The following is a 14,740-nucleotide window of genomic DNA, read 5'->3' on the forward strand; positions in this document are numbered from 1 at the left end:
TAAGGTACCCTGTTGCCCCAGGGATAAAAAAGGCAACAGCTGTACCTCGGTCAGTATTGATATGTAGATATTGATATGTAGATATTGATATGTAGATATCGATTCTGGCTACATCGGGATTCCTAAACAAGGGAATAAGGCATTGGCGTGATTTTTCCTCATGATCCATGTCTAGCCCCCTTGCTCCCCCGTAAATTGAATGGCGTAGCCTCCGCTGCTATACCCCGTCATGACCATAGCTCTCCCCGTAGGGCATAGCCCTTAGGAAGTAACCCTTAGGGATGATCGAAGAGTAATACTTTTCGTATTTCTAAGGGGTTGGGTGAAGGCTAGAGAATCAGTGTTCTTGAAAAGTAGCCCTTCTCGAAAAGTAGGGGTTACCGGAGTGTATAGCAGATGTCGCAGGAGCTAGACCTTGCCGGACTCTACCAGGAGTACGGAAGGCTATGGTAGGTCTTCTGCGAGAGTAAGCAAGTCTTACTTCCCTCGTGATGTAAATGGCATAGACTCCTTTTTTAAAACCCCTTTTAGCCGAAAGGGATTTTAAAAGAGGGTATAGGGGGGATTTAAGAGCAAGCCAAGAGGGTTACGCTATGGGCACGCTACGCCCATCAAGAAGGGGGATGCTGTAGGGAGGATATGGCATAGGAGTATCGACCTGCCTGCCGATCCAGTACAGGTGCTACCTGAACCAATACGATTTACTCGTCTCCATCAAATTCGCCATTTAAGTCCTCTCTATCTAGCTACCTGAACCGCTATGCTCAGACTCATATCCGATGTCGCCCCAGAAGCTCCGTCTTTACCGCGATTGCCAGAGTGGCTCAAGCCCCTAAACAAGGAAGCACGACCGCCGCTTAGCCCTACTGAAAAAATTCCCAAGGGAGAGATTCGCTCTAGCCTGAAGGCTGCAACCCTTGACGGCGTGTTTTCTACTTTCTTTTCCTGTATCACAGCTGAGGTTTTCCTCACTAACTTCTTGCTGCAACTGGGGGCTAGCAACTTTGAAATCGGTATTCTTTCAGGGATACCTCTACTGGCGAATTTTCTACAGCCTATTGGTGCTTATTTATCTGACCGATCCTACAGTCGCCACTGGTTTATCATCAAAACCTTCATTCCTTCGCGACTACTATGGTTATTTGTCCTAGTAGGCATTGGGATGTTCTGCACTGGTCTGGCTCCAGCTCATCATCTAGTCTTGTGTACACTGGCGATTAACCTGATCACTCACATTTTTGGAGCTTTGGGTAGTCCCTCTTGGTCTAGCTGGATGGCGGTGTTAGTTCCTGTTCGCCTGCGAGGGCGCTATTTTGGACTGCGCAATAGCTTTACTAATTTAACCAACCTACTTTGTGTTCCCCTACTGGGATACATTGTTTCTAACTGGCAAGGTGGGCAAGTTCAAGGCTATGGCGTAATCTTGATTTTGGCTATCCTAGCTGGAATACTCAGTCTAGTCTTTCAGTTCTTCATGGTAGATATCACTCCTCAGATACCTTCAAAGAAGACTGCGAAGAGTGATGAGACTACTGATGAAACCTTAGAGTCTGAGGAGCCGACGCCTTCTGATTATGCTGCCCTATTGAAAGACTCAAACTTCCTAATCTTTGTACTCTACTTTGGATTGTGGATGTTTGCCTTCACCCTCAGCAATCCGTTTTTCAATGTTTATCTGCTCGACAATTTGGGCTTAGATGTGGGTTGGGTAACTCTCTATACTAGTCTGATGGCTGGGGCAAGTTTATTGACACTGATTTACTGGGGTAAGTTGTCTGACCTGATCGGAAATCGTCCAGTACTAGTGATGGTTGGGATTCTCCTATCCGTGATTCCCTTACTTTGGCTTGGGATCGGCAGCCCAACAACTCTCGCTCTTTGGCTTTGGCTACCCCTTTTATTTTTCGGGACAGGTTCAGCTGCGGCAGCCATTGACCTATGTGCCAATAACATCCAAATCGAGATCTCACCAGCCCACAAACCCTCCACGTATTTTGCAGCAGCTGCAGCATCAGCCGGATTAGGGGGTGCTATAGGTAGTATGTTTGGTGGCTTTTTAGCCGAGTTGCCTCACTTCGGTGGTTTGCCAACATTATTTGCCCTATCAGCAGTGGTGCGATTGGCTACCCTTTTACCTTTGGCATTTGTCCGGGAGCCACGGGGTCGGAACCTCAAACAAATGCTGCTTCGTAAGCGTGCTTGAAAAGCAATAGTTTAGTCAAGAGTTATGAGTGTAGGGTGCGTTAATAACGCACCCTAAAAGTAGGGTTAAGACGTAACTTTATTGTGTCCTGAAGCTCTTGATAAAAACTAAGGTTGATCAGGTTAATTTCACTTAAGTTAATTTGTAAGCATTCAGCTATCAGTTATCAGTTATCAGCTTTTTAATAAAATAGGTAAAAATTGGTTTAATCTCTGTTACGTCAGCACCTCAAGTAGCGAATGACTGACGGCTGACGGCACCTCAAGTAGCGTGAGCTTTTAGCTGACGGCTGACGGCTGACGGCTGACGGCTGAATCCTTAAGTTAATTTCACTTAAGGTTGAAGAAATTTGCTAACGCCTCAACCATCATTGGTGGCCAACGGCGGACATGCTCTACCCAGTCCAAGTCTTGGTAGCGCTTGTCGAGACCAACGGCTGCCACCCAGTTACTCTCAGCTTCCCCCCGTTTTCCGTTAGCCCACAAAACGGCTGTTAAAGCAGCTCGCAGATCGGCAAATTGGGGGTATTTTCGGATGGTATTGCGCATGGTGCGTATGGCTTCTTTGGTCTCACCAATTTGATAGAGCGCCAGAGCATAGTTAGCATAGGCAAAGGCAAACTTGGGCGCTAACTCGATGGATTTTTGGTAATTTGCGATCGCTTCTGTCCATTGGCCTAGTCCTGCCTTAGCATTCCCCAAGTTGTTGTAAGCCATGGCATCCTTGGGATCAAGTTTTAGCAATCGCTCATAGTCAGCAATGGCATCTTGCCATCGTCGAAGTCCTTCATAAGCCGCACCGCGATTGAGATAAGGGTCAGTGGCTTCTGGTGCTAACTCAATGGCGTGAGTAAAATCTGCGATCGCATCTTCTAATTTATTCTGGCTGACTCTAAGGTTACCCCGATTACTCCAACCGACGGGATTATCTGGCAACAGCTCAATTAGCTGAGTCCAGTAATTTTCAGCAGTTGGGAAATTACCCTGATTCGTAGCAGCAAATGCTTTTTTCCTTAACTGGTTAATTTGTTTTATCTGAGCCTTTGTCAATTCTGAAAATTGCGTTTGCGCCATTGCTGGGGGTGTGATTATCGTAGCAGCCGATACAACGACAAGCAGTAAAATCAGTAAAATCCGAATCAAGCGTTTCATATATTATTTGAACTGAGACCGCAATCTTGATATTCCTTGCTACTGACTATTAACTACTAATTACTAACTACTAACAACTACTCATAGCCCAAATGTTTCCGAGCGGCTGAGGTGGCGACGCGACCCCGAGGCGTGCGGTGCAGGAAACCAATTTGTAACAGATAGGGTTCATAAACCTCTTCAATGGTTTGAGCATCTTCTCCAGTAGAGGCTGCCACTGCTTCTAAACCAACTGGTCCGCCATTGAACTGTTCAATCATTACCTTTAGCACTAGTCGGTCTGTCCAATCTAACCCCATCGGGTCTACATTAAAGATTTCCATGGCTTGAGCTGCTACATCCTGGTTAATTTGCTCAATGCCTTTGACTTGAGCATAGTCTCGCACTCGCCTCAGGAGTCGGTTAGCAATTCGAGGTGTGCCACGAGACCGACGGGCAATTTCCTCAGCACCATCTTCCGTTACTGCTGCCTTGAGCAGTTGAGCTGTCCTGGTTACAATTAAACTCAATTCATCGATCTCATAGAAGCGTAAGCGTTGGATCATACCAAAGCGATCGCGTAGGGGTGAGGTTAAGGAACCTACTCGGGTGGTTGCCCCCACTAAGGTAAACTGCGGCAGAGGAATACTACGGGTTTTGGCACTCTGACCCTTACCAATAGTGATATCCAATCGATAGTCTTCCATTGCTGGATATAGCAATTCCTCTGTCATGCGCGATAAACGATGGATTTCGTCTATAAATAAAATATCCCCAGGTTTGAGATTAACCAGAAGCCCCACAATATCTCGTGGACGCTCTAAGGCAGGTGCAGCAGTAATTTTACAATTCACCTCCATCTCAGTTGCCAAAATTAGGGACATGGTTGTTTTCCCTAATCCTGGTGGTCCATACAACAGCAGGTGATCCATGGCCTCATTTCTGGCTTTGGCGGCTTGAATGCCAATTTCCAAAACTCCTTTGAGTTCTTTTTGTCCGATGTAGTCGGCTAAGCGGTGTGGTCTAATACTCTCTTCCTGATGACCAACTTCCTCAGCGGTGGCCGTTGCTAGTAGTAGCTCCCCATCGTTTTGCCTCTGACGGGGTAAGCCGCGACCTTTTCGTTTCTTGCTAGATTTGGGTTCTCTATCTGGGTTTTGGTACTGTTGTCTAAAAGACGTTATGGCCATGGGTCATACTTTATCCTTCATACTTCATACTTAGTTTACTTATGCTGGCTAAGAGAATCTTACCGTGCCTGGATGTAAAAGCTGGGCGAGTTGTTAAAGGGGTCAACTTTGTTAATCTTAAGGACGCTGGTGATCCAGTGGAATTAGCACAAGTTTACAATGATGCTGGTGCAGATGAGCTGGTGTTTTTGGATATAACTGCTACCCATGAAGACCGAGACATTATTATTGATGTAGTCTACCGTACAGCTGAACAAGTGTTTATTCCCTTGACGGTGGGGGGTGGCATCCAGTCTTTGGAAAATATTAAATTATTATTAAGAGCAGGAGCCGATAAAGTTAGTATTAATTCGGCTGCTGTACGCAATCCGGACTTTATTAATCAAGCCAGCGATCGCTTTGGTAATCAGTGCATTGTAGTTGCTATTGATGCTCGTCGTCGGGAAGATCCCCATAACCCCGGTTGGAATGTTTACGTGCGAGGAGGACGTGAGAACACCGGTATTGATGCGATCGCATGGGCAAAAGAGGTGGCACAACGGGGAGCTGGGGAACTTCTGGTTACTAGTATGGATGCGGATGGAACCCAGGCTGGGTATGACTTAGAGCTAACGCGCACTATGGCTGAACAGGTGGAAATTCCTGTGATTGCCTCCGGTGGTGCTGGCAACTGCGATCATATTTATCAGGCTCTGACTGAAGGCAAAGCCGAAGCAGCGTTGCTAGCTTCCCTGTTGCATTACGGGCAACTGAGTGTATCTCAAATTAAAACTTATTTGAACCAGCACCAAATTCCGGTGCGATTGCCATAGTAAACTAATGGATTATTTTTCCGAAAGATTTAAGTTTTGTTGTGTAGTATTAAGTAGTTTAATGGTTTGCAGCGATTTTTATAGCTGCTAAACTAAATATGGATCCAATATTAATTTTTGTAAAAAATGCTGGTGATAATTCTAATATTTGATGTGGCCTTGGTGGCTTGGTCACTGCACCTGATGCAGGAAGCCTTTGATACCCAAGAGTTCTCTCTGATGCTGGCTGGTACCTTAGTAGCTATGTCAGCAGCAGCCATGTTAGTGGTTTATTTTCTGATGAACAGCTGCATGGGGTATCTTACCCAAATGGCTCAGTCTCCCAGCGTATTCTACTGATCGAGATAATTTCATTCTGAAACTACTTGACTTAGCTGAGCTATCAAGGTATACTAGTTAATGGACTATAAAATTACGGGGTTATAGCTCAGTTGGTAGAGCACCTCAATGGCATTGAGGGGGTCAGCGGTTCGAATCCGCTTAGCTCCATATTGTTTAAATATTGATTAAAGGCTGAAGTCTTTTAGCCTGATGGGTTGCCGTAGGGTAGCTTAGCTATCAGTCTTCAGTAATATAGCGCTACGCCCAAGGGCAAGAGGCAAGAGGCAAGAGGCAAAAGTTTACGTGCATTAGCGTTTCAGCTTGTATCAATGTCCTAACTTTAATGCGTAGTGCTATAAGGTTAGAATTTGTTGACGGTTGACCGTTGAGGTGAAACTGTTAAAACAAGCCTTGGGAGTGGCGAGGGGGGAAAACCCGTGAGACTTGATGGTGAGATGTTGAGATGAAAACCTCTTTATCGAAGACGAATTCACCGTAATCGGCGAGGTTATCTAGACCAATCAAATTTAGGATGATCTCAGCCACTAGCCAGGTGGTGACTTTCAGAAATACATTGTTCCACTGATGATTCATTGCTCTGAGGTTTAAACATTTGGTAGGTAGAGGTTTTGTCTGGCTTCTGTTTTTTCAGATGCACCTAAATCTCTACTTCAATTCCAGAGCGACGAATCCGCAAAAAAGTCAAAAACTTTTATTTAATAAAATTTCCCATATTGATTGGTGTTGAAAGTTCACGGTTTAGGGTTGACAGTTGATATCACTTTAGGTTAATCAGTTTGTTTATTAGCGATCGCTTTCTTAATGCAAAGCGCGAGTGGGGGAAACGCCCAAGACCGTAATGGTGCGTTTGACCCGTAATTAAATTCGCCACGGGTCGCACCTCTGCATCGCTTTTTGGGATTTGAACCCGATTTGGGATTATAGCGCTGCATCCTTAACTAACCTTCAGGATTTCAATGGGATCCCCTTGGTGCAATACTTTACCGGCTTCAGAAGCAGGGACGTTTGTATTCACGCTTAATTTGTAGAAATGATTGAAACGAGCGCTGGTTGTCCAGGATGGTAGGCTTTCCTTGCGCTTCGCCATGAAAGTCTTTTGGAAATTATCAGTAGCCTCTCCTGTTTGAGGGTCTCGTGCTAAAACAATACAACGTTGACAAGGATTAATTCCTTCTATCAAAGCTTCCCCTACTTTAAACTGAATAGATTGCCCTGATTCGGAAAACAATTGGTCTTCCCAGAAAGCTGGAACTCCTCCAATTTCTAGATTGGCTCGAACACGACGTCGTATGTCTTCAGCACTTATTTCAGGGAACCAAGAAGCAATGGTTTCAATGGTAGCGCTACTAATAATAGTAGGACCTAGAGCATTGGTATCGTCTGGAAAACCAGTGCTGGTGTTCTGCACGACTTTAACTGGAAAATCGAAGTAATCCTTTAACCAAGCTTCCAGAGCAACTCGCCCGTGATCAATATGAAAGGTAATGTTTTGGTTTGTGCCCTGAATCTGTAGCGATAGCAATTGGGATTGGATATGGAAGACCGACCGCAGCAAGTGAACTTTGGCATTGCGCTTACCATTGACAAATTTACCTTGCTGATCGAATAGGGCAAATTCCCGGTCATGCTTTAGGGCACCACTTTTGAGGAGAGTGGCGGTTTCGAGTTCAATCCGATCTAGGGATTTAATTGGGTAGATATAGATAGCTTTAAGGTAAGGTATGGCAATTTTCATAACGAGTGAGTGACATTGCTTATCCTTTTAAGGCAAAAGGCAAAAGGCAAAAGGCAAAAGGCAAAAGGCAAAAGGCAAAAGGCAAAAGGCAATATTCAAGATTGTTTTAAGCGATGCAGCGCGGTCTTGGGGGTTTCCCCCATGAGCGACTGCATCAAGACAGGGAATCTGCCTCAAAGAAGACTTTACCTCATCATTGCAATCACCGCTATATAATCGCTTATAAATAACAGATAAAGAATGATATAGCAATAATAATCAAGACTCCATCAGCTTTATCCTAGTTGTAAATATTTCTATCAAGTAAAGCATTTTTTTATAAACTTGGTAGGGATCACAGAGCAAACTTATCTAAAATTAGTTAATAAATACATTAATTTATCATAACACCAGGGATATCAAGGAAAGCGATCGCTAATCCCAGCAAGCGATCGCTAATTTTGGTTTTGTTACTTACCTTAAACAAACTTAATAAACTTTAAGTTTTAGCAGAAGAAATTAGTTAAGCGATCGCTAAGTTATAATGACAGCTAATTTATGCTAGTAAGCCAAATATAGAGGGTTTGCCCCGAGTTGGCAATCATGAAGCTGAATCAAATTATTAATAAAATTAAAGTCTCTCTAACCCCTTCGTCAACCAAAAATCCTTACCAAAAGGTTTAAAAAATAGCCTATAAAATTTACCAAAATCGTCTACTCGTAAAAGGTGAAGAAGATGCTGAGCAAGACTGGCATAAAGCTGAGCAAATTGTTAACAATCCTTTGAGGTTAGCGTTGTTCAAGTGCCATCAACCTTTCATCAGCATAGAAAAAAAGTTTTTAGAGCCTGTTCTGGATTATCTGAATAGATTAGCATTGCTAGAAATTTTAGGACTAGTGGGTAATCTATCTCTACTTGTTGGTGTGATTGTCTTTATTGCTGGTGAGCAGGATAGACGAAATGCTGAAGTTTATCAGGCATGGCAAGTAGTTACAGCAGCCTATGACCAAGCTGGCAGTGGCGGCAGAAAAGAAGCTCTGGAATTCCTAAACTCAGAACCAAGGCGTATTCCCTGGTTTTGGTTGACCTGGCGGAGACAGAGCTTAGAGGGTTTAGAGGCTCCAAAAGCTTATTTGAGAGGAGTTCAGCTCTCTGATGCGGAGCTAGTTAACGCTAATTTACAACAAGCTAATTTATTTGCAGCTAATTTACAGAAAGCTAATTTATATGCAGCTAAATTACAGAAAGCTGATTTATCTAAAGCTAATTTAAAAGACGCTCGTCTATATAGAGCGAATTTACAGGGAGCTAGTTTATCTGAAGCTCAGTTACAGAAAGCTCGTTTATATAGAGCGAATTTACAACAAGCTATTTTAGATGCAGCTAATTTACATAACGCTAGTTTATTAGTAACTAATTTACAGCAATCTTATTTAGAGGAAGCTAACTTACAGAAAGCTATTTTATTTAAAGCTAATTTATCAGGAGCTGATTTATCAGGAGCTGATTTACAGCAAGCTCGTTTCTCTAGAACTAATTTACAGGAAGCTGATTTATCGGGAGCTAATTTAAAGGAAACTGATTTATCTAGAGCTAATTTACAAGACGCACTTTATTCAGACGAAACAACATCGGAAGCTGCATGTGAAATACTTTACATTACCTATCCTTGTCCCACGATATTTCCTGAAGGTTTTGACCCTAAAGCTGCTGGCATGAAGTTAATCAAGGAAGAGGAAGATATACCTGAAGGATAATTCTTAAGATTCAACACTATAGATTGAGGAATTGAGTGGGAGATACTTTCAAGTCAAGTACTTCCTTGCAAAAACTATAAGGATTCTGAAGCTTACTGACAAGATAGGGGTCAATTTTAGTTATACTCTTACTGTCCACCAGACCAGTCTACTTTGTCTAGTAATCATTGAGATAATGGGGAATTATTCAGGCGATCGCTACCCTATCCTAATTCCCCGCTAAGGTATACTATGGTCATGATAGTGTTGCAACGATCCTAAGCTATTACTCTACCTCCTCCCAGCCTTCGATAACCGCCATCAGAATATTCACTACCGGATGGTCAATCGATTCCTTGAATGCATCTACTCCTCCAGCTTTCAGGGAATTGATTACCTTAACTTTTAGTGTTGGGTTATTCTCAATTTGGTCAAGAACTTCAGCTACAACTATCATCTTCTCTTTGTTTGTTGTAGTGGGATTAGTCTGGGAGACTTGGTTTAGAAGTTGTTGGATTTCTGCTGCTGCTTCAACTAGGGTTTGCTTATGCTCGTTGGCTATTGATAGATCAGCAGTTACAGAATTTTCAGCTATGCCTCCTATATTTCCAGCGTTATAAACACTCTTACTAAGATTATTGAAACCGAATATCTTGCTATCTCCAGGCATAATAAAATGTTCTCCTTGATTAATGAAACACTTACTTTTTAGAGTAAAGCACACCAATCGTGTGTTTAGACACAAACTGATTGGGTTTTTCGTTTTCGTCTAGGGACACCCAGATCGATTCATTCAGGTTAGCAGCTATGTTGTCTTGATATTGTTGATAATGTTGATCCTTAAGGTTAAAAGAAGCCATGTACTTCAAGTCAGGTTTTTGTGTATTCTGTGTCCATCCATAAATCCTCAACTCGTAGTTGCCAACTTGTAAATCAAATTCTTTTCCTCCTAATTCAGGACTCCAATCGAACCGAACAATTTTATTTACTGAAGAACGTGCGTGTACTGGAATCGGTTGAGCTAGATTTTCATCTTGAAAATTTCCTCCACTGTCGATTTTAACGAAAGTAGTCCATGCCATGTCATAAAAATTGTCATTATCTTTTCTGCCAACAACTAAACGAATCCGTTGAATGGTTCCTCCTTGAGGACTCCAATTATAGAAAGTTATGGGAAGATTGAACCCTAATCCTACAATCTTTTTATTAGCAGGTGTAACAAGGTATGTAGGAAAAAATATAATGTTTCTTCCCAAAGACAGCTTAAGATTAGCTTTCCTAAAATTTGATGTATAAGCTACAGCTATAGATACAAGTAAACTAAATAAAGCAATGAGGATGGTAATAGGATCGTCTGACTGCACGTTTGTTCTGGTGCTTTTAGTTATTTGCGGTGCAGGTGACGACGAAGGTTGTTGAGCTATTAGCTCAGTAATTTCATAGTTGTTATGAGTCCGAAACTGCATAGTTATTAGTGTCTATTGCCAAGAATATATAACTAAGGTATCCTGATAATATTATATCATGTCCGGTTGAATAATTATTATATACCTTGACTACTAATGGGGACTATGTAATTAGTAATTTGTAGTTTAAGATTAGGGATTATTTCGTAAGGAATTAACCGGATTAGATATTACTCAAATATAGAACCAGCCACAGGCTACTGTTCAATCAAGACTTCCTTTACCCAAGCTGCATCTGCGGTCGATAAAGGTGGTGGTGGGTCTTTACTATAATCAATCGCTAAATCATAACTTCCTTGGTCGTAAAGGTTATGTAATAATTGTTGTAAATTAACGGTAGGTTCTCGATCGTATGGTTGGAGAGGTAAAGGAAACGAAGGTATTGCTTGGGGGAGATTGAACGCATATAAATCGGCTTGGGGACGTTCTTGAGAACGGCTGACCACGATTCGATAGTGGCTCTGGAAGGCTTGATTATTCATAGCCATCGGTTTTCCTTGACGCAGTAAATCAATTTCCACTAAATGGGTTAAGCTATCTAATATTTTTTGCCGTTTGGTTTCATAAGTGCTGCGCCCTTCTGCAGACCGTTTGTTTTTGGGAGAAAGAATTTCGATAACAGTAATTACTTTGCCAGTTTCTACCTTTCGCACTTCTAAATACCACTCTCTAACCATTTCAGTCATCGGTAGAGCAATCTTCATTGGTTTAACGCTAGGAGCAGCAACAGTAACCAGGGCTGAGGGTTCTTGGTGGTTGCTTTGAGAACTTTGAACAACTACATGATCTTTTCGGGCGGGCAGGATGCCCACTCTACCTAGCATGGAATCATCACCAGTAGCGTTGTAGACTCTTTCCTCAATTGCTACCCGATACTTCGGACGTAGTTGAGGGTTAAGGCTTTGGGCAATCAGGACAATTAGCCACTTGTGAACTTGTGACCAATATTCTGGTTTCTCCAGGTAGGGATTCATCCCAGGAAAAGGTGAAGGCATCTTGTGTGATGAAGCTGTGAAGTGCTATACTACCTAAGTTACCGAAAAATTTTGGCTCTTCGGTACCTGCAACCTAGCTAGTATTTTTCGCAAACTTCCGCAAAATAACCGGAATTTGACTATGTGTTATACCAATTTCTAAAATTAAGTGGTATAATATATTCTAAATAAAATTAGTCCCAAGACAGCTATGGTCTGGGCTCACCCCCTAACCTGCTCTAGCCTTGGATTTAAGCAGCGTTTAACAAAAAGTCTCTCAAACTCCTACTCTGTATAGCTTTGAGATTTTAAGAATTCAGTTTTTACTAACTAGCATCTGAATGCCTAAAAGTTTTGCCTAGCAATCCTCTTAGGCATTTTTTTTTTGCAAATTAGCATCCCTTGATGGCAAAGAACCATTATGAATCAAGTTGACCTAGCGTTTACTCCAGCTCTAGACCAAGCCCAACTGATCCGCAAGGGTGAGATATCACCGCTGGAATTAGTCCAACTCTACCTTGAACGGATCGAAGCATTAAATCCCCAAGTGGGCAGTTACTTCACTGTGGCGTCTGAGATGGCACTGGCGGATGCTAAAGCCAAAACCGAACAACTTGCCCAAACTACTGATACTTCTAAACTTCCCCCATTTTTTGGTGTTCCAATTGCGATTAAAGACCTCAGGGCTGTAGAAGGACTCCCTTGTAGCTTTGGTGTTGCTGCGCTCAAAGACAATATTGCTGAGTATGATGATGGGGTAATCACCCGGATCAAGCAAGCTGGATTCATTATTTTAGGTAAAACCGCTACTTCTGAACTGGGTTCGTTACCCTATACCGAACCCCCAGGATTTCCACCGGCTCGCAATCCCTGGAATCTAGACTACACACCAGGGGGGTCTAGTGGCGGTTCAGCTGCAGCAGTAGCGGCTGGCTTATCTCCCATTGCCCAAGGTTCGGATGGTGGGGGTTCCCTGCGCGGTCCAGCCTTTTGCTGTGGTTTGGTCGCCATTAAACCGACACGAGGTCGTATTTCTTACGCTCCAGTAGGAGACTTTCAAAGTGGTATTGCTAGTATTGGTCCGATGGCACGGACGGTAGCTGATGCCGCTGCTTTACTGGATGTGATGTCTGGCTATATTACTGGAGACCCTTACTGGTTACCTGACCCAGAGATATCGTTTCTAGAGGCTACCGATCAACAACTGGATAATTTGCGGATTAGTTTTGCGACATCCATTAAACCGATGGGAGAAGCGTCAGCTGTATGTGAAAAGATTGTGGTGGAAACGGTGCAGCGACTGGAAGGGATGGGACATCTGGTTGAACCGGGTTGTCCAGATTTCAGTGACATAGTAGAACCGTTTAAGACAGTATGGCAAGCTGGGGTAACCTCAGCAGGAATTCCCCTAGAAGCCTTAAGTCCGATGAATCGCTGGATTGCTGAACAATCCGGTTCTGCTGGGGAATACTTACAAGCGGTGACTAAGCTACAAATTATAGCGCGTCAGATTGTGGGATTCTTTAACAACTATGATGTGCTAGTGTTACCTACTTATTTACATCCACCGATTCGGGTAGGAGAGTGGGACGATTTGAGTTATGAAGAAACCTTGGAGAATATTATTAATTGGATTGGACCGTGTCCACCATTTAATGCTACTGGACTTCCTGCGATCGCAATTCCTGCTGGTTTTGATGAGAAGGGCTTACCTGTAGGAATTCAGTTAGTGGGACCTCCAGCATCAGAAGCAAGACTATTAGCATTAGCGGCTCAGTTGGAAGCAGCAAACCCTTGGATTAATAATCGTCCCACTATAGCAACGGAAGTATAGTTTAGGACATCATATTTGGCTTTAAAGGGAACAGGGAATAGGGAACAGGGAACAGAAATATGTCTTAACCTTGGCTTCGACTGCTATAAAATCTAAGATTTACAGGACTTACGCCAAATATGAGTTATTTCTCCATCCAACAAGTATAGTTATGACGTAAGTCCTGATTATATTTAAGTCCTGATTTAAGAGGTTAATAGTAAACCGTCAACAGTCAACAATGCTTAAACTTTTTTCAACCAGCTGAACATAGCGCGTAAGTCTTTACCGACTTCCTCGACGGGATGTTCTTTATTCTGACGGCGCATAGCTGTGAAGACCGGTTTACCTCCCTGATTTTCCAAGACAAATTCACGGGCGAATTGACCTGATTGAATTTCTTTGAGGATTTTACGCATCTCGGCGCGAGTTTCATCAGTAACAATCCTTGGCCCACGGGTATAGTCACCATATTCAGCAGTGTTGGAGATGCTATCCCGCATGTTAGCTAAACCACCTTCCACCACTAGGTCAACAATCAGTTTGACTTCATGAAGGCATTCAAAATAGGCCAATTCTGGTTGATAACCAGCAGCGACTAGGGTCTCAAATCCGGATTTAATCAATTCACTCAAGCCGCCACACAATACGACTTGCTCACCAAATAGGTCAGTTTCTGTTTCTTCCCGGAAGGTAGTTTCAAGAATCCCGGCACGGGTACCACCAATTCCTTTGGCGTAAGCCATGGCGCGATCGCGTGCTTGACCTGTGGCATCCTGGTAAACAGCAAATAGACAAGGTACCCCTTCGCCCTGTTCATAGGTGCGCCGCACCAAATGTCCTGGACCTTTGGGAGCAACCATGATCACATCTATGAACTCTGGGGGAACAATTTGACCAAAATGAATATTGAAGCCGTGGGCAAAAGCAATAACATTACCCTCGGTCAGATTTGGCTCAATTTCTGCCTTATAAATGGTTTTTTGCACTTCATCCGGCAGCAGGATCATCACCAAGTCAGCTGCTTTAGCAGCATCAGCCACTGTGTGGACGGTTAAGCCTGCTTCTTCAGCTTTTGCCTTAGACTTACTACCTGGATAGAGTCCCACGATCACATTCATGCCACTCTCTTTAAGATTAAGGGCGTGGGCGTGACCTTGAGAACCATAGCCGATGATAGCTATAGTTTTATCCGCCAGTAGGTCTAGGTTAGCATCGGTATCGTAATACATTTGAGCCATTGTAATTTCTGTTCCTTTTTTGCTGGTCACTGTCTTGATGCAGTCGCTCATGGGGGAAACCACGGCAGTCGCTCATGGGGGAGACCCCCAAGACCGCGCTGCCTCCCCAAGACCGCGC

General features: G+C 43.3%; 14 protein-coding genes and 1 tRNA gene. 6 read left to right on the forward strand and 9 right to left on the reverse strand.

Features of this window, described 5'->3' with window-relative positions; all coding sequences use genetic code 11:
- Positions 1-760: 760 nt before the first annotated feature.
- Entirely contained in the window at positions 761-2,203 is a 1,443-nt protein-coding gene (locus F6J90_RS29445) for an MFS transporter (RefSeq protein WP_293101906.1), read from the forward strand.
- A gap of 329 nt (positions 2,204-2,532) precedes the next feature.
- On the opposite strand, the gene F6J90_RS29450 is transcribed toward F6J90_RS29445, so the two are convergent.
- Both F6J90_RS29450 and ruvB read right to left on the reverse strand, forming a co-directional pair.
- Positions 2,533-3,354, reverse strand: a complete 822-nt coding sequence (locus F6J90_RS29450; protein ID WP_293101908.1) for a tetratricopeptide repeat protein — start codon at positions 3,352-3,354, stop codon at positions 2,533-2,535.
- Positions 3,355-3,431: 77 nt separating this feature from the next.
- Complete coding sequence (gene ruvB, locus F6J90_RS29455; RefSeq protein WP_293101911.1) at positions 3,432-4,523, reverse strand: Holliday junction branch migration DNA helicase RuvB; 1,092 nt, start codon at positions 4,521-4,523, stop codon at positions 3,432-3,434.
- Positions 4,524-4,564: 41 nt separating this feature from the next.
- Between ruvB and hisF the strand changes: the two genes are divergently transcribed.
- From hisF to F6J90_RS29470, 3 genes are all read left to right on the forward strand, one after another.
- Positions 4,565-5,335: an imidazole glycerol phosphate synthase subunit HisF gene (gene hisF / locus F6J90_RS29460; RefSeq protein WP_293101914.1), complete on the forward strand. Its 771-nt coding sequence runs from the start codon at positions 4,565-4,567 to the stop codon at positions 5,333-5,335.
- Between the two features lie 126 nt (positions 5,336-5,461).
- Entirely contained in the window at positions 5,462-5,674 is a 213-nt protein-coding gene (locus F6J90_RS29465) for a hypothetical protein (RefSeq protein WP_075897842.1), read from the forward strand.
- A gap of 77 nt (positions 5,675-5,751) precedes the next feature.
- Positions 5,752-5,824 (forward strand) — tRNA-Ala (locus F6J90_RS29470).
- A gap of 231 nt (positions 5,825-6,055) precedes the next feature.
- Here the strand turns inward: F6J90_RS29470 and F6J90_RS29475 are convergent.
- From F6J90_RS29475 to F6J90_RS29485, 3 genes are all read right to left on the reverse strand, one after another.
- A complete protein-coding gene (locus F6J90_RS29475) occupies positions 6,056-6,250 on the reverse strand; it encodes a hypothetical protein (RefSeq protein ID WP_293101916.1) in 195 nt (64 codons plus the stop codon).
- A 361-nt stretch (positions 6,251-6,611) separates the two neighbouring features.
- Positions 6,612-7,412: an MOSC N-terminal beta barrel domain-containing protein gene (locus tag F6J90_RS29480; RefSeq protein ID WP_293101919.1), complete on the reverse strand. Its 801-nt coding sequence runs from the start codon at positions 7,410-7,412 to the stop codon at positions 6,612-6,614.
- Between the two features lie 27 nt (positions 7,413-7,439).
- A complete protein-coding gene (locus tag F6J90_RS29485) occupies positions 7,440-7,589 on the reverse strand; it encodes a hypothetical protein (protein WP_293101921.1) in 150 nt (49 codons plus the stop codon).
- Positions 7,590-8,186: 597 nt separating this feature from the next.
- Between F6J90_RS29485 and F6J90_RS29490 the strand changes: the two genes are divergently transcribed.
- Positions 8,187-9,149, forward strand: coding sequence for a pentapeptide repeat-containing protein (locus F6J90_RS29490; protein WP_293101924.1), 963 nt, complete (start codon positions 8,187-8,189; stop codon positions 9,147-9,149).
- Positions 9,150-9,414: 265 nt separating this feature from the next.
- Here F6J90_RS29490 and F6J90_RS29495 read toward each other — a convergent pair whose 3' ends face one another.
- The 3 genes from F6J90_RS29495 to F6J90_RS29505 all read right to left on the reverse strand — a co-directional run bounded on the left by F6J90_RS29495 (position 9,415) and on the right by F6J90_RS29505 (position 11,589).
- On the reverse strand, positions 9,415-9,798 hold the full coding sequence (locus F6J90_RS29495; RefSeq protein ID WP_293101927.1) for a hypothetical protein: 384 nt from the start codon (positions 9,796-9,798) through the stop codon (positions 9,415-9,417).
- 31 nt (positions 9,799-9,829) lie between these two features.
- Positions 9,830-10,384 (reverse strand): hypothetical protein, encoded by a 555-nt coding sequence (locus tag F6J90_RS29500; protein ID WP_293101930.1) that lies wholly within the window; start codon positions 10,382-10,384, stop codon positions 9,830-9,832.
- A 407-nt stretch (positions 10,385-10,791) separates the two neighbouring features.
- A complete protein-coding gene (locus tag F6J90_RS29505; RefSeq protein WP_293101932.1) occupies positions 10,792-11,589 on the reverse strand; it encodes a DUF4058 family protein in 798 nt (265 codons plus the stop codon).
- A gap of 400 nt (positions 11,590-11,989) precedes the next feature.
- Here F6J90_RS29505 and F6J90_RS29510 point away from each other — a divergent pair, with 400 nt between their 5' ends.
- Complete coding sequence (locus F6J90_RS29510; RefSeq protein WP_293101935.1) at positions 11,990-13,402, forward strand: amidase; 1,413 nt, start codon at positions 11,990-11,992, stop codon at positions 13,400-13,402.
- Between the two features lie 224 nt (positions 13,403-13,626).
- Here F6J90_RS29510 and ilvC read toward each other — a convergent pair whose 3' ends face one another.
- Positions 13,627-14,622: a ketol-acid reductoisomerase gene (gene ilvC / locus F6J90_RS29515; protein ID WP_293103260.1), complete on the reverse strand. Its 996-nt coding sequence runs from the start codon at positions 14,620-14,622 to the stop codon at positions 13,627-13,629.
- Between the last annotated feature and the right edge of the window lie 118 nt (positions 14,623-14,740).

It is taken from the genome of Moorena sp. SIOASIH (assembly GCF_010671925.1).
Taxonomy (GTDB): Bacteria; Cyanobacteriota; Cyanobacteriia; order Cyanobacteriales; family Coleofasciculaceae; genus Moorena.

Coding starts and splice junctions, on each gene's coding strand:
- F6J90_RS29445 (WP_293101906.1), top strand. CDS start 761: ATGCTCAGACTCATATCCGATGTCGCCCCAGAAGCTCCGTCTTTACCG.
- F6J90_RS29450 (WP_293101908.1), bottom strand. CDS start 3,354: ATGAAACGCTTGATTCGGATTTTACTGATTTTACTGCTTGTCGTTGTA.
- ruvB (WP_293101911.1), bottom strand. CDS start 4,523: ATGGCCATAACGTCTTTTAGACAACAGTACCAAAACCCAGATAGAGAA.
- hisF (WP_293101914.1), top strand. CDS start 4,565: ATGCTGGCTAAGAGAATCTTACCGTGCCTGGATGTAAAAGCTGGGCGA.
- F6J90_RS29465 (WP_075897842.1), top strand. CDS start 5,462: ATGCTGGTGATAATTCTAATATTTGATGTGGCCTTGGTGGCTTGGTCA.
- F6J90_RS29475 (WP_293101916.1), bottom strand. CDS start 6,250: ATGAATCATCAGTGGAACAATGTATTTCTGAAAGTCACCACCTGGCTA.
- F6J90_RS29480 (WP_293101919.1), bottom strand. CDS start 7,412: ATGAAAATTGCCATACCTTACCTTAAAGCTATCTATATCTACCCAATT.
- F6J90_RS29495 (WP_293101927.1), bottom strand. CDS start 9,798: ATGCCTGGAGATAGCAAGATATTCGGTTTCAATAATCTTAGTAAGAGT.
- F6J90_RS29505 (WP_293101932.1), bottom strand. CDS start 11,589: ATGCCTTCACCTTTTCCTGGGATGAATCCCTACCTGGAGAAACCAGAA.
- F6J90_RS29510 (WP_293101935.1), top strand. CDS start 11,990: ATGAATCAAGTTGACCTAGCGTTTACTCCAGCTCTAGACCAAGCCCAA.
- ilvC (WP_293103260.1), bottom strand. CDS start 14,622: ATGGCTCAAATGTATTACGATACCGATGCTAACCTAGACCTACTGGCG.